Below are 15,670 nucleotides of genomic sequence, written 5' to 3'. Positions count from 1 at the left end.
TTGCCGGCAGAATAAAGGTTGGAAATATATAAAATTACATTCAATTCAAGCCGCTGAGAAGCGGCTTCTTTGATAATTTAAGAGCTGAAGTCTAAAACGGTTACATTGTCCAGTGAAGGACGGTGTAGCCGTTTTATTAAGAAAATTTTTTAAAAAAAGCTGTAAATCAACTCCTGAAATTACCATTACTTGTATACGGAATATTCAGGGAGTGACCCTCTATGTCAAGCAAGATTGTTGTACAGAAGCCAGCAGAGCAGCAGACTGAGATAAAAAAGAGTTCTGCACAAGCTCCACTCGCTGACAAAGCGGCATTGAAGCCGCAAATACGAACCCCGCTTGAGCTCAAACGGCTAACCAACCGCCTCTTAACCGCCCCGGAAACGGTAACTTCCGGTGAGTTCGCTATGCTCACGGGTGTCATTGGCCTTCGGAGCGCTCTTATGCTGCTTGACCAAGGCAAGCGGAACAAGGGAAAGGCAGAGGCAACGGACATAACCTCGGATACAACACCGAAAGAATCTCAGAACTTACCTGCCGCTTCACGAGACTCTTCAATACAGCAAGCGTCACCGTCAACACATCAGTCAGAGGTTTCGGCCCAGCCTGTTTCAGCACAAGCTGCAAAGCCTGAAAAGGCTGAAAAGACCAGCCCAAAAACTGAAAAAGACAACAGGAATGCAACAGAATTTAAAAAGGGTGTTGAAGGTAAGCTATCGCCACTCACAAAAGCGGAGGCAAGCGCAGATGCCACGTTAAAAGGTAAATTGGAAGCTCAGGCGGAGGCCAAGTCAGGTGCAAAGCCAGAAGGCAAAGCAGGAGCAAAGGCGGAAGCCAAGTCAGGTGCGAAGCAAGAAACCAAGCCGGATGGAAAGACCGCAGCCAAGCCAGCTCCGGCCCGGCCTAAGTCTGCTGCTTCTGGTCCGCTGTCTGCTAACCTGCCGCTGCAAGCCAGAAAGGCACCAGCAAAAGCTCCTGTTGTAAATATTAAAGGAGATAATCCGGGCAGTGTGATCCAGCAGCTTGGCAGCATTGCTCCGTCAGAAATCGTGGAGGCTTACACTCAAGCGGTGAATGTCTCGGGGGGAGCGTTAGAGCAGCAACGTCAGCAGGCCGAGAAGGCGCTGCCTGCAATTCCGACACCAACCGGAATCGCACCCGGCAAGGATACTGAAGCTGCTGATTCCCCGAAGCAGGCAGCGGCCGGTCCGGTGCCCGCTTCCGAACTGCCCGTTTTTCAGAGCGGGAAAAAAGGCGGGGATACCTCGACAGGGATGGTTAGCTTTCCCCAAAGCCCGGAGGAGGCAGATCCTGACCAGATTATGGCGGAAGCAAGCCGATTTGCAGCAACTCCGCCGGAGATTGGTCTGACGGGTGAAGCGGACCCCTCTCAGGTGGAGAGCCATCAGGCAGAGGCCACGCAGCATATGCAGACTGTACAGGACTCCGAGCTGGAGCAGACCCGGCAGGATTTCGGAGAGGACCGGATCCTACCCAAGCCGGACGATGCCATCCTCAAATCCGGGCTTGCAATCCGCTCCGTGGCTCCGCCAGCTTTTCAATTGAAATCCACTGGTGTGATCCCGCCCGATGTTGCCGGCTACCTCAACCCTCAGCTGGATGGCCCGCTTCAGACCTATATGGAGAATAGCCAGGCGGAGTATCAAAAAGGGAAGGAACCGTTTGACAGCGGACTCACAACTGCCAAAAGTGATACAAAGGCCGAAGTGGAACGGCTGAAAACTGAAGCTTCAGAGAAGCAGCGAAGCGAACAGGCTGCAGTCAAAGCAGAGGTCTCTGGGTACCGAAGCCAGTGGCAGGAAGAGATCAAGGCCACCAGCGGGGAGTTTGACCGTGAAGCGGGTACAGCCGCAGCAGAGAAGAACAAGGAGATTAGCGGGATCAAGGATGAGAAGGAAGGCGAGGTCAAGAAAAAGCTGTCCGAAGCCGAAAGCGAATCCCGGCAGGAATATAAGACCACGAAGACCCAGGCAGAGGAGAAGCAAAAGGAAGGTGAAAACGAAGGCGAGCAAACAAAGAAAAAAGCTAAAAACCCCTGGGAATGGATCAAGGAAAAAGGAAGGCAGGCCGGGGAAGCCATTCAAAAAGGCATGAACTTCCTCTTCACCCAGCTGCGGAAGGCAGTCAAAACCATTTTTGATAAAGCCAAGCAAGCCGTTGTGGGGCTGATTGAAGCAGGCCGAAAGCTGATTGTCAGCGCCATTAAAGGTTTCGGGAACGTGCTGAAGGGCTTAGCCAATAAAATATTCGCCCGTTTTCCAGGCATTGCCAAGAAGATCAACGGCTGGATCGACCGTGCGGTGAATAAGGCGGTTCAAGCCGTCAATGCTGCCGCAAGCCTCCTGAAGAAGGGGGTCAGTACCGCCCTGGACTTCATGGGGAACACGGTGGATAAGCTGTTCGCCGGTGTCCAGTCGCTGTATAACGGCATATTGTCGGGAATCGGGAAATTCCTGAACGGGGACTTTAAAGTGAATTTCGGCAAGTTCCTGGAGATTGCACAAATTTCTGCTGAAATTGCTGCCGCTTTTGCGACAGGCGGAGGCAGTATTTTGGTTCAAATCGGCATCTGGCTGACATCGACACTCCCTAAGCTTCTGCGCCAGGCGAACTCGGTCATGACTGTGGTCAACACCTTGCGGAATTTCAAAGTGCAGAATGTGAAGCAGTTCCTGAATCCGTCGGGAATGGGCGGTTTTCTGGTCAAGGGGCTGTTCGGTGAACTTCAGCCGCTGCAGACGGGCCAGGAGGACGATAAGGAGAAGGACAAGGACGCTGGCAAGGCTCCGAAAAGCGGAGGCCAGGAAAAAGGGCTGATGAAGGTGCTGCAGCTCCTTGAGGGAGTGTTCGGGATTCTGCAAAAGACTGTAGGCAAGGTTGCCGGGGCCATCAACAAGGCTCTTCCGGTTATCAACATATCGGACAAGTCGTGGTTTAATCCTTTCAGTATGGCATATGCCGGTGCTGTTCAGGCGCTGGAGGTCGTGAAGAATCCCGCTGAGGCCCTTAATGAGGGGGCCGACAAGCTTAAGGAAGCAGCCGGAGGCTTTTTTAGGGGGATTCGGGAGAAGGTAACCGAAGCCGCTGGCGGGATTAAAGCAAAGGTGCAGCTGCTCGGGAAACCGGCCCAGCTCATGACGGTCCTGGCCAACAAAGGCGTGGATATGGTACTGAATTTTATCATCACCAATCCGCCGTCAGCACTGATTAAAGCCGTGTTTAAGGGGATTGAAGCTGTGGCAGGCCAATCGCTGGTTGACCTGATTCGCCAGCATATTCCCTTCGCGGACAAACTGATCAACAAGATCGCAGCGTCCGGCCCGGTCCAGGGCCTGATGCAGCCGCTTCAGGGACCTGTGGAAAAGGTAGGCGGGATGATCGACGAAGCCACCGGCGGAGCGACGTCTCTTGTCGATGAAGCTGAATCGCAGGCGAGTAGTGTCTTCGGCAACGGCACGAAGCTGCTGGCTAATCTGTCCGGGACCTCAGGCGGAGGCAGCAAAGACAGCCCAGGCCAAAAAGAAGAGCAAAAAGCCGGCGGAAAAGCAGGTGCTGCCAAAAAAGAAGCCAGCGGCGGTTTCCTCGGCACGGTTAAGGGAGGCGTTCACTCCCGCCTTTTAGCCTTCGGCAAGCAGCTGTTGAAGTCCGGAGTCAACCTCGCGGTGGCCGGAGCTGGCAAGCTCAAGAATGCCATCTCCGGCCTGCTGGTCAATTTCAAAATCGGCAAAGAAAGCCACAAGCTCTGGGTCGAAAAGAGTGGCAGCGGACATGTGGTGATGATGGCTAGTGATCCACAAACCTTAGCAGTAATCATAAAGGGATTTGAGACTCGGATAGAGAAATTAAAGGAGTATGGAGCTGGAAACGATGGATCTGAGATAGAAGATCCTGGAATAGACATTGGCGCACTTATAATTCAGCTTAAAGGACTTCATACAAAGATAGGGGCAACACCGCTAGACAAATTAGCGAGTTCAGATCTCAATACTGTAGTGCCTGTGATCAAAGCAATAGAACAGTATCTGGAGAAAAAGGAGGGTGCTGCTGAGGGGACGGGTGAACCTAATCAACAAGCTGAATCCTTATGGCGACCAACAGAGAAGTTAGCTGATTTATGGAGTAAGGGGAAATTAAAAGTGCACTATGAAAAACATGGTGATGAATTTGGGGCAAAATCCTCAAAAGAATACTCAAACATGGCTTATGAATTTGGAACTAGTAAATCTGATAGTATTATACAAGTGAATGATGGAGCATTTATATATAGATATGAGCCGTCTACTAAATCTATATTCGTTGGGACTGGCATAGGAGGTAAAATCAAGTCATTTTATAAATGGGATGGTCGTTCTGATGATGCTGTAATCTTAATGTTAAAAGGAAAGGGATTAATTGAATGAGAAATATATCCAGGGAAAATTTCTTTAAATTAATATGCTCAGTACGTGATATTGTTGAAAAAGAGATAGATTTGCCAAAGTATTTTGAAGAAGGTTCTTCAAAAATTAATATGGAACTAAGTGAGGTGGATTTTCAAGGTGTTAGTAATGGATTTTTATCAGAAATAGTTTATGCTATTACAGGATATGATGTTGAAGTTATTGGTGAAGTGGAAGAATTGTTTACTTGCCCTTGTTGTGGTTTTAAAACTTTAACAGAACTTTATGATAAGATTGAAGGAACAGGTTATGATATTTGCCCATATTGCAAGTGGCAAGATGATGGAACTATGGACATAAATTCTTATAGGTCTATCAATAAAGGAAGTATAGCAGATCATCTTAATAAACTCCGCATAAATTCTAATAAGTACTATATAAACAAATGGCTAGATGGGAAAGATTAATGATTAATGTTTATCCAGCAGATGTTCCAAAGTAACCTTTTGCATGGGGATATACAGCTATTAGTTAAACTTTTTTTGGTGGGGCTACCCAGTATCGAATAAATCCGTCATATCTTGAATTAAAAGAAACAGCTTGAGAGTTACATATCTATCTTTTGCTGTATGGTATGTAGATCAATAAGGTGACGCCACTACTCCATGTCATTAAGTTAAGGCGTAGGGCCAAAAATCAAGAAAAAGAGCAGGTTATCAAAAAGATAGCCCGCTCTTTTTGCACGAAAAAATAGAACTTGACAAGCAGGTGGAAATGTGTGGCTAAGCTCCTTGAAAAAACGAGGAGGTTACGCCAGTGGAAATTCTTTTGAAAGTAATCATACGAATATTCCTCCTAAAGCAAAGCAATTCATCGCCTGGTTTCCCTTTTTTATTCCCTATTTGCTTGCCTAGCGTTTCTGAATGAATTTGCTGCGGAAGCCGGAGGGAGATAACCCCTCCTTCTTGGAGAAGCACGAGGAGAAATGGGAAACGTGGTGGAAGCCCACCTCCTCGGCGATCCGGGTAACGGACCAGGAGGTCTGCAGTAGAAGGCGCTTGGACTGTTCCACACGGTAATTCTGCAGATATGCCATGGGGGTCATGCCATAGGTTTTGAGCATGCTTTTGGCCAAATAATTCGGATGATAATTGAGTTCCTTCTGCAGCATGGGATTGTTGATGTCACGAGTATAGTTATGGCGGATGAACAATTCCACCTTTTCGGCAAGCTGAATGGCAGTAGCATCGGAAGGGGAGGCCAGGTCACGGTCCAGGTGCTGGAGGAAGGATTGGAAGGAAGCTTGGCGTTTCCAGTTGCGCAGGGATTGCGGCTCATGCTCCTGCTCAAAAAACAGGTCCAGCACCTCCATCGCCTTCCTGGAGATTTTCATATGCTTGGGAATATAAATCGAGCAGACATCGGCATGATTGAGGTAGGCTTTTTGCTTATGGCTCTCGATCAGTGTGACCTGAGATTCCAGACATTCATCCATACTCATACATTCCTTCCAGCTGCCAAAGGTCTGAAAATGAATCCAGATGATCTTCGTATCCTCGGTGCAGGGTGCAGAGCCGTAATGATGGCCGTCCGGACGGAGAATGAGGATTTCACCTTCATGCAGCTTCCACTCCTTGCCGTCCTCACCGACGGGGAGGATTCCCTTCAGCACAACGATAAGATCAAATACGCCGATACAGTTGCGGTTGATGTGAACATCCCCTGCGGCATAGGTGGCATGTCCGCAATCGACGAAGTAGGGAATAGGCGGAGAGATAAAATGGAGAATAGGCGAGTTCATTTTATTTTTCCTCCAAGCAGGTTGAAATGATTAAAAATAAGGTTGGAATCCTGCGTTTTTTTTCATGATACAACATGTATTATTATTAATAAAGCGCTTTCTAAAAAGTTGAATAGCTAAAAGTTGAAGTTGTTTTTTCTGACGGATGAAATGCAAAATACTGGCTTATTCCCGTAAAGGGCTAAGTATATATCGTTCAAGGAGGAAGCTGAATGAAAAAAGCATTTCTGTGCACGACGGTATTATTGTTGATTCTGGTCATGGGGCTCAGCGGCTGCGGTGGTAACGGGAATAAAGAGACATCCCCTACGAACCAGCCGGCAGCAAGCAACAACGGCAGTAAGGCAACTGAAGGCAGTGAAACAGCAAAACCTCCTGCTCAGGCGGAAAAAGTAGTATTCTGGACCTTTGTTGACGCGCATCAGAAGTTCTATGAGAGCATGGCGGCAAGCTGGAATGAGAGTCATCCGGATAAAACCATTGCGCTGGAAGCGACCACCATACCTTATGACGATATGCACACCAAGCTGCTGGTAGCCCTGCAATCGGGTGTAGGCGCACCGGATCTGGTTGATATCGAGCAGAGCAAGTTTCCGAACTTTATGAAGGGAACGCCGCAGCTCGTGTCCTTGAACGACATTGTGGAGCCTGAGCTTGGCAACATTGTGAAGTCGAGAGTGGAAATCTACAGCAAAGACAAAACGTACTATGGTATTGATTACCATGTGGGTGCGACCGTCATGTATTACAACAAAGAAATGCTTGACCAGGCAGGAATCAATCCTGACACCATCAAGACCTGGGCTGACTTTGAGACGGCAGGCAAACAGATGCTGGATAAGACAGGTAAGCCGATGATCACATTTGAAGGCAACGGCAACTGGTCCTGGTGGCCGGCGATCAGCCAGCAGGGCTCTGATCAGGTGGATGAGAACGGCAATGTTACTGTGGATACACCGGTCAATGTGAAAACGATGGAATTCTTCCAGAAGATGGTGAAGGAAGGTGTCGCTGCTGTCGCTCCTGGCGCCGGCCATGATACAGAAGAATATTTCGGCTATATGGATTCGGGCGGCGCCGCTTCGGTCTTCATGCCATTCTGGTTCATGAACCGTTTCACCGACCATATCCCGGATCTCAAGGGAAAAGTCATCATCCGTCCGATGCCGGCTTGGGTAGAAGGCGGCAACCGCTCCGCAGGGATGGGCGGGACCGCAACCTCGATTACCAATCAGGCGAAAAATCCTGATCTGATCAAGGAATTCCTGGCTTACGCCAAGCTGTCCAAGGAAGGCAACCTGCAGATTTGGAAGCAGCTGGGCTTCGACCCGATCCGCACGGATGTCTGGAGTGATCCGGCCATGAAGGAATCGAACAAATTCACCGATTATTTCGGTACCGATATCTTTGATACGCTGCTCAGCGTCAAGGATGAAATTGCTCCGGTCCATATCCGCGAGAAATCGCCTGAGGTATTCGATGCCATCCGCAACAAAGCGATGCCGCAAATCTTCATTGACATGAAGGACCCGGCCAAGGTCCTGAAGGAAGTGCAGGACAGCCTGAAATAAGATTTCCCCACATATGAAAGCGCACACAAGCTGTGAAGGGGAATGGAACATTCTCCTTCATATCCATACATTTTCCGGAAATATTCACAGCACAAAAGAGTGGAGGTTTGGTTATGCAGATAGAAAGAGAGTTGACCAAAAACCCAAGAAGAAGGAGTTACCAGCTGGGGAATTCTCAAAAATTGGCACCCTATGTGTTCGTACTCCCGTTTCTCTTGTCATTCGCCGTCTTCTTTGCGTACCCGCTGATTAATGCAGGGGTCATGAGCTTTCAGGAAGTGCTCCCGGGAGAGGTGTCGTTTACCGGACTTGATAACTACAGAGGACTCTGGAATGAGGATTTCGGAGCGGCACTCTACAACAGCAGCCGATACACTGTCTGGACACTCCTGCTGCTGATACCGGTGCCCATGATTCTGGCTGTTCTGCTCCATTCGAAAAAGATGCCGTGGAGCAATTTTTTCAGATCTACCTTGTTTATTCCGGCGCTTACGTCTGTAGTCGTTGCAGGTGTGGTGTTCCGTCTCATTTTTGGTGAACTTGACGGCGCGTTGATGAATACGATTCTGCATCTATTCGGGATATCCAGCCAGCGCTGGCTCTACAGCTCCAGTCTGGGAATGTTCGCCCTGCTTGTACTGGCCGGCTGGAGGTGGATCGGCATCAATATTCTATATTTCCTGTCTGCACTGCAGAGCATTCCCGCCGAGCTGTACGAAGCGGCTGACATCGACGGGGCTGGCGCTTTCCGGAAATTAATCAGAATTACGATCCCCCTGCTGAAGCCGATCACGATTTATGTCGTGACGATCACTATATATGGCGGTTATGCCATGTTCACCGAGAGCTATATGCTATGGGCAGGCAAGCCTTCGCCGCAAAACATTGGACTGACCATTGTCGGATATATCTATCAGCAGGGATTCCAGTATTTCAATCTTGGTTTTGGTTCGGCCATCGGGATCACCTTGCTGGGGATTACCTTATTGGTCAGCCTGGTTCAATTAACGCTCACCGGCATGTTTAAGAAGGAGGACTAGAGCATGCGGACTATAGAAAAATCCAAATTCAGCTTCTCCTCTCTGCTGCTTGTGCTTTTATTTGTGATTCTGGCGGCCCTGATGTTATTTCCGTTATATGCCTTGTTCCTTGCTTCCCTGAAGCCTGCTACAGAATTGTTCCGCTACGGCCTGAATGTCCGGCTGGATTTCAATTTGATGAGTCTGGACAATTACAAAAGCATCTTTTCGGGGCAGGGGGCGGCCGGCAATTATTTTGGCTGGTATAAGAATAGTCTGCTTATTACCACGCTGTTCACCCTGCTGAGTCTGCTGTTCTCTTCAATGGTAGGCTACGGGCTGGGAATGTACCGTTTTCGCGGCCGGAATTTTATTTTTACTCTGGTGCTCGTGGTGATGATGATTCCTGTGGAGATTATTCTGCTGCCGCTCTATAAGCTAATGATTTCGCTGAAGCTGATCAACACCATCTGGGGGGTTATTCTGCCCTTTGTGGTCTCCCCGCTGCCCATCTTTTTCTTCCGCCAATTTGCGCTTGGTCTGCCCAAGGACTTCATGGATGCGGGCCGGATGGACGGATGCTCGGAGTACGGAATCTTCTTCAGAATCATGGTGCCGCTGATGGCCCCGGCGTTTGGGGCGATTACCATCCTACAGGCCATGAACAGCTGGAATAACTTCCTGTGGCCGCTGATCGTGCTGCGGACGACCGAGCAATTCACCTTGCCGATCGGGCTCGCTTCCTTTGTCTCTCCCTTGGGCAATAACTATGAAGCGCTGATCGCGGGAGCCGTCCTGGCCATTTTGCCTATTCTGGTTCTGTTCTTATTTTTCCAGCGCTTCTTCATGGAAGGGTTAACGGTTGGCGGAGTCAAGGGGTAAGGTTGTAAGGCTGCCACGGGCAGGTGATCTGTAACAGAGATGAGAGGAGAGTTCCATTAATGAATGATAATACCACACCGGCTTCAGGCAGGGTTCAGATTCATGATCCGTTCTGGTCGGAATATATCCGTCTGGTCCGCGAGGTTATGGTTCCTTATCAGTGGGAGGCGCTGAATGACCGTGTTGAAGGGGCTGAGCCCAGCCATGCAATCCGTAATTTCAAGATTGCGGCGGGCCGGGAGGCAGGCGAGTTCTACGGAATGGTCTTTCAGGACAGTGACGTAGGCAAATGGCTGGAGGCTGTGGCGTACCTACTGGAGACTAAGCGGGATTCTGCGCTTGAGGAGATTGCGGACGGCGTCATTGAGCTGCTTGCTGAAGCCCAGAGGGATGACGGTTATCTGAATACCTACTTTATGCTAAAAGAACCGGGCAAGGAGTGGACTAATCTGGCGGAATGCCACGAGCTCTATTGCGCTGGACATTTAATTGAAGCGGCAACAGCCTATTTCAGGGCCACCGGCAAAAGAAAGCTGCTCGACGCGGTGAGCCGGTATGCGGATTACATTGCAGCCGTATTCGGAGCGGAGCCCGGCAAGCTGCAAGGCTACGACGGGCATCAGGAGATTGAACTGGCGCTGGTGAAATTGTTCCAGGTCACAGGTGAAGAGAAGTATCTGGAGTTAAGCCGCTATTTCCTGGACCAGCGGGGACAGCAGCCCCATTACTTTGAACAGGAATGGAAAAAGCGCGGCCGGACCCTGCATTTCCCCCAGCTGTCCATGGTTCATGATCATCTGTACAGCCAATCGCATCTGCCTGTCAGAGAGCAGACCACAGCGGAGGGGCATGCGGTACGTCTGGTCTATATGTGTACGGCGATGGCCGACATTGCCCTTGAGACCAAGGATGCCGGGCTGCTGGAAGCCTGCCGGAAGCTGTGGGACAACATTGTGAACAAACGGATGTACATTACGGGCGGCATCGGGTCCATGGAGCAGGGGGAATCTTTTACCGCGGATTATGATTTGCCGCCGGACCTGGCCTATGCCGAAACCTGTGCTTCCGTGGGGCTGATCTTTTTTGCCCGGCGCATGCTGGAGCTGGAGCACACCAGCAAATATGCGGATGTCATGGAGCGGGCGCTCTATAATACCGTAATCAGCGGAATGTCCCTGGATGGCACCAAATTTTTCTATGTGAATCCGCTAGAGGTGTATCCGGAAGTACTGGGTAAGAACAAGAACTACAATCATGTAAAAGCTGTGCGCCAAGGCTGGTTTACCTGCGCCTGCTGTCCGCCGAATGTGGCCCGTCTGATCGCCTCGCTCGGAGACTACATTTATTCAACAAAAGGCGATACCTTATACGTTGAACTCTACATCGGGGGCCGTACCGCAAGGATAATGAATGGCATATCCGCCGTTATTGAACAAATCTCCAGCTATACTTCGGATGGCAAAGTCCGCTTGAGCGTTACTCCTGAACAAGCCAGTGAATTTACGATTGCGCTGCGTATGCCGGATTGGTGCCATGAAGTCCAGGTTTCGCTTAACGGCCAATCCCGGACGCATCATGCAGGAAATGCGGACGGATATATTCACCTGACCCGCAAGTGGGTATCCGGTGATACCCTTGAGCTGCAGTTTGCGATGCCGGTCACGCCGATGAAAGGTCATCCGCATATCCGCCAGACCTTTTCCAAAGTAGCCCTGCAGCGCGGTCCTTTCGTCTATTGCCTGGAGGAGGCCGATAACGGCACAAGACTGTATCAGCTGCGGCTGCCGCAGGGCAATGAATATTCACTTGCAGAGGAAGCTGGTTTCCCTGAGGGCATCCGGACGATTTCAGTTTCCGGTAGACGGATGCTGCCGGAAGCAGGCTGGGGGGAGGAGCTGTACAGCAGTGGACCCCCCTTGAAGAGCAGGGAGGTGCAGCTGAAGTTCATTCCGTATTTTGCCTGGGCCAATCGCGGGGAAGGGGAAATGTCCGTCTGGATTGGGGAAGAACAGTAGTGCTGAATACAGTTGAATACGTATAACAACGATAATAACATACATCGAAGGGGATGATTCAAGCATGATATTCAAGACTTCTGATGCAACACAGCAGCCAAGATTAACACCGAATAGGATACTTACAGGAGCGGTCTTCTGGACGCTGGCGGTGCTATCCATTATTCTTCTTCCGTCGAAAGCCGGCGCGTATGAACTGACAAGCGACAAGCTGCTCATTGAAACCGGGCAATACGGTGAAATTTCATCGCTGAAAATCAAAGGCGACGCCTTCCCGACCGAGTATGTGATGAACAAGACAGTAACACCCGAGCAGGATACAGCAGATCATCAGTGGCTTGGCGAGCTGCTCTTCACCTATCGCCTGGATGGAGGCGAATGGACCAAGGCATCTACCAATCAATCCGGGGATGTCCGGACCATAGACCAGGACGGCAGTAAGGTGACAGTCACCTACGAAAACTCCGCAAACGCCGGCGGAATACACGATTTCAAGCTGGTTGAAACCTATACTATGGAAGCAGATGGCTCACTCCAGTGGGATATTCATGTCGCCAACACCAGCGGCAAAAGCCTGGAGTTCGGAGATATTGGGCTTCCGCTTCCCTTCAATGAACAGTGGACGTACGGGGACGCCATTTACGAGACTCGTGTGGTCACCCACTCCTTTGTTGGGGGCAGCGGTTCTTATATTACAGCAGGCAGACCCAGCGGGATTGGCTCCTATCTGATGCTGATGCCGGATGCCGCTACCGGTGCGGGCTTTGAGTATCAGGACCGCTGGCGCAATGAAGAGCATCCGGGCAGCAAGTGGGCCTGGAACCCCGAGAATGAAGGCAAATGGATCGAGGGCTTGAATGTCTTTTATATTCATTCCAATGTGATCAAATCGACCAACCGGGGTTATCTGCCACATACCAGCCTGACGCTGGCTGCCGGGGAGAGCAAAACCTACGGCTTTCAGCTGCTTGCTGTAGCGAATGAGCAGGAAGCCAAGGACATGCTGGTTCAGGAAGGGCTGATAGACGTAACCGTTGTCCCGGGCATGATTGTGCCGTTGAACCAGAAGGCCAAGTTCGATCTGCGCACCAAAGCTGACATTCACAGCGTGAAGCTGGATGACGGGACCGATGTTCCCCTGCTTGAGCAGAAGAGCGGAGATCATCACATTTATGAATTCAGTCTGGGCAAGCTGGGGCCGCAGCATGTTACGGTCCAATATGGAAGCGGTCTCACAACCGTGCTGCAATTTTATGGTATCGATGCGGTTGACCGGGCGCTGGAGGACCATGCGAACTTTATGGTTGAACAAACCCAGTGGAATCTCCCAGGGGATATACGCGACAAAGTGTTTGACGACTGGATGATGAACACGAAGTCCAAACGGAATAACTTCAGCGGCTACTGGGGCTGGGGCGATGACTGGGGATTGACGCATGGACAGTTTTTAGCCGAAAAAAATGCCCTGAGTCCTGTAGCTTCGGAAATCACGGCAGTGGATGACTATCTGGAAACGGCCATCTGGAACCAACTGATGAATGGCCATCATGAGGATTATCTGATTCATGACTTCCTGATGAAGGAGCCGAATACAACACCTACCTATCGTGGTTACGCCTATCCTCATATCTATAATACGTATTTCAGCATGTACAAAATTGCCGCCAATTACCCTGAGCTGGTTGCCTATAAGCATTCCAAGGAGACCTATTTGCTGCGGGCTTATAATATTTTGAAGGCGCTGTATGAAGGCCCCGTTTCTTACAACTGGGAGACTGGACTTATGGGAGAGCTGACCACACCGGATATCATTCAAGCGCTTGACAATGAAGGCTATGTGGACGAAGCCAATGATATCCGGGCCAAGATGCTCCGCAAATATAATAATTTCAAAAACAATAAGTACCCTTACGGTTCGGAATACAGCTATGACAACACCGGGGAGGAAGCGGTATACACCCTGGCAAAGATGCAAAAAGACAATGACCTGGAACAGGCCAAAGCGCTGGAGATGATGGGTAAAATCAATGCCAAGACGCGGGCCTCACGTGGACAGATGCCTGTCTGGTACTACTACGCTGATCCGGTAACCATTACAGGAGAAAGCTGGTGGAACTTCCAGTACAGCGTGTCGCTGGCCGGATATGCGATGGACGACTGGATCCGCTATCATTCCACAGCCAACCGGGAAGAGGAGCAGCGGTTGTCTTATGCGGCCAAGCTGGCTAATCTCAGTGCCATCAACTCCGGGCAGATCAGCGATGATCCGGAGAATTACGGAGCTGCAGCCTGGACCTACCAGGCCGAGAAAGGAAATAACGGCACCAATGGAACCGGCGGCGGACGGAATGTTCCGCTTCTGAACGGATGGAAAGGTATGACCGGGGAAGCGGATCTGGGATTGTTCGGTACGCTGCAGATTCTAAGTGCGGACATTGCCGTCGATCCGATCTTCGGGGTAACAGGCTACGGGGCGGATGTTACAGTGACGGATTCTGTCTATTACGATATCACGCCTACAGACGGTCTCTTCAAACGGATCAATCTGATTACCGAAAAGCTCTATACCGAGCTGGATAAAGATCAGTTTACCGAAGCGAGACTGTCTGCCAATAAGGACTATGCCAAGTTCAGCCTGCGTAATTTGACACCTGGCTATGCACATGAAACGACGCTTACCCTGAACGGTCTGGTAAAAGGAGCCTATCTTATCACCATCGATGGTGAGCCTGCGGGCAAGCTGAATGCGTTCGGGGATGAAGCGAAGCTGACGATTGAAGCCGGACCGGCAGTTGCATATACGGTAGAACTGAGTGCCACAGAGCCGGATGACAATCAGGTCCCCTCGGTTGATGCGGGAGCAGATTTCACCTACACGCTGCAAGTGGACGATGCCATGCTTCGCGGTACAGCCCAAGACGATGGTCTGCCGAAGGGAACGCTGACCCCGGTATGGTCCCTGGTGTCCGGACCGGAAGACGGTGAGGTTGTGTTTGGCAAAAGTGCGGCGCTATTCACTTCGTTCACGGCAACGAAGCCGGGAACTTATGTGTTTAAGCTGATTGTAAGCGATTCGGAGCTTGAGGGCAGTGATACGGTTACGGTGACAGCCTTGGCACCGCCGCCGCTGCCGGAGCTGCTTGTGCATTATGACTTCGATGAAACATCCGGTACAGTGGCAGCCGATGATTCCGGAAGCAGTAAGGACGGCAATGTGCTGGGAGCTGCCTCCTGGCTTCCGGGCAAACTCAATCATGCGCTTGAGCTGAGCGGCCAGGATGCCTATGTGAAAATGCCCGAAGGCCTGCTGAGCCGTGCGGATGCGGTTACCGTGTCAGCCTGGGTGAAGATGGACAGCGTTGGAACCTATTCGCGGATCTTCGATTTTGGCACCGGAACAAGCACCTATATGTTCCTGTCACCCAAAGCCGGCTCCATTACCCGGTTCGGTATTTCGACCGGCGGGAATGCCCCGGGTCAAGAGCAGACCATTGATGGTCCGGCTCTCCCTGCCGGCGAGTGGAAGCATGTAGCCGTGACATTGTCCGGCTCTCTGGGGGTCTTATATATCGACGGTGTGGAGGCGGGCAGAAATGACCATATGACGCTCAAACCGTCAGATCTCGGTAAAACCAAAAACAACTACATTGGCAAATCGCAATTTGCCGACCCGTATATGGATGGGTTGGTCGACGACTTCCGGATCTACAGCAGAGCGCTGAGTCCGGATGAAATCACTGCGCTGCTTGCCCCTGCAGGCCACATTATCTCGGTAGAGGATGTAGTGCTTACAACACCGGCCAAGCAGGCGCCGAAGCTTCCGTCAACGGTTACCGCCAGCCTGGAGGATGGAAGCCAGTCTGTAGTTTCTGTACAGTGGGAGACGGTAACTCCTGCACTGTATGACAAGGAGGGTTCTACATTTACCGTAAACGGAACCGTTATCGGAACACAGACGGCGGTTCAGGCTAAGGTTACCGTA

The 15,670-nt window shown here is 50.7% G+C and carries 7 protein-coding genes and 1 pseudogene; 7 read left to right on the top strand and 1 reads right to left on the bottom strand.

Features of this window, described 5'->3' with window-relative positions:
* The first annotated feature begins 221 nt into the window (after positions 1-221).
* Together A3848_RS32670 and A3848_RS33420 are read left to right on the top strand one after the other, a co-directional pair.
* Complete coding sequence (locus A3848_RS32670) at positions 222-4,421, top strand: hypothetical protein (RefSeq protein WP_074085463.1); 4,200 nt, start codon at positions 222-224, stop codon at positions 4,419-4,421.
* Positions 4,418-4,867 (top strand): CPCC family cysteine-rich protein, encoded by a 450-nt coding sequence (locus tag A3848_RS33420; RefSeq protein WP_074085462.1) that lies wholly within the window; start codon positions 4,418-4,420, stop codon positions 4,865-4,867. Before A3848_RS32670 ends, A3848_RS33420 begins: the two co-directional genes overlap by 4 nt.
* Before the next feature lie 443 nt (positions 4,868-5,310).
* Here A3848_RS33420 and A3848_RS13490 read toward each other — a convergent pair whose 3' ends face one another.
* Complete coding sequence (locus A3848_RS13490) at positions 5,311-6,201, bottom strand: AraC family transcriptional regulator (protein WP_074085461.1); 891 nt, start codon at positions 6,199-6,201, stop codon at positions 5,311-5,313.
* 212 nt (positions 6,202-6,413) lie between these two features.
* Between A3848_RS13490 and A3848_RS13485 the strand changes: the two genes are divergently transcribed.
* The 5 genes and pseudogenes from A3848_RS13485 to A3848_RS32950 all read left to right on the top strand — a co-directional run.
* Positions 6,414-7,772, top strand: coding sequence for an ABC transporter substrate-binding protein (locus A3848_RS13485; RefSeq protein WP_074085460.1), 1,359 nt, complete (start codon positions 6,414-6,416; stop codon positions 7,770-7,772).
* A gap of 113 nt (positions 7,773-7,885) precedes the next feature.
* On the top strand, positions 7,886-8,812 hold the full coding sequence (locus A3848_RS13480) for a carbohydrate ABC transporter permease (protein WP_074085459.1): 927 nt from the start codon (positions 7,886-7,888) through the stop codon (positions 8,810-8,812).
* A gap of 3 nt (positions 8,813-8,815) precedes the next feature.
* A complete protein-coding gene (locus A3848_RS13475; RefSeq protein WP_074085458.1) occupies positions 8,816-9,673 on the top strand; it encodes a carbohydrate ABC transporter permease in 858 nt (285 codons plus the stop codon).
* 59 nt (positions 9,674-9,732) lie between these two features.
* Positions 9,733-11,688 (top strand): glycoside hydrolase family 127 protein, encoded by a 1,956-nt coding sequence (locus tag A3848_RS13470; RefSeq protein ID WP_074085457.1) that lies wholly within the window; start codon positions 9,733-9,735, stop codon positions 11,686-11,688.
* Between the two features lie 151 nt (positions 11,689-11,839).
* Positions 11,840-15,643 (top strand): annotated as a pseudogene (locus A3848_RS32950) (DUF5695 domain-containing protein); the annotation flags it as partial.
* Between the last annotated feature and the right edge of the window lie 27 nt (positions 15,644-15,670).

It is taken from the genome of Paenibacillus sp. P32E, assembly GCF_001909085.1.
Taxonomy (GTDB): Bacteria; Bacillota; Bacilli; order Paenibacillales; family Paenibacillaceae; genus Paenibacillus_AQ; species Paenibacillus_AQ helianthi.
This window is presented reverse-complemented; position numbering and strand designations above follow the sequence as displayed.

Coding starts and splice junctions, on each gene's coding strand:
- A3848_RS13470 (WP_074085457.1), top strand. CDS start 9,733: ATGAATGATAATACCACACCGGCTTCAGGCAGGGTTCAGATTCATGAT.
- A3848_RS32670 (WP_074085463.1), top strand. CDS start 222: ATGTCAAGCAAGATTGTTGTACAGAAGCCAGCAGAGCAGCAGACTGAG.
- A3848_RS13475 (WP_074085458.1), top strand. CDS start 8,816: ATGCGGACTATAGAAAAATCCAAATTCAGCTTCTCCTCTCTGCTGCTT.
- A3848_RS13485 (WP_074085460.1), top strand. CDS start 6,414: ATGAAAAAAGCATTTCTGTGCACGACGGTATTATTGTTGATTCTGGTC.
- A3848_RS33420 (WP_074085462.1), top strand. CDS start 4,418: ATGAGAAATATATCCAGGGAAAATTTCTTTAAATTAATATGCTCAGTA.
- A3848_RS13480 (WP_074085459.1), top strand. CDS start 7,886: ATGCAGATAGAAAGAGAGTTGACCAAAAACCCAAGAAGAAGGAGTTAC.
- A3848_RS13490 (WP_074085461.1), bottom strand. CDS start 6,201: ATGAACTCGCCTATTCTCCATTTTATCTCTCCGCCTATTCCCTACTTC.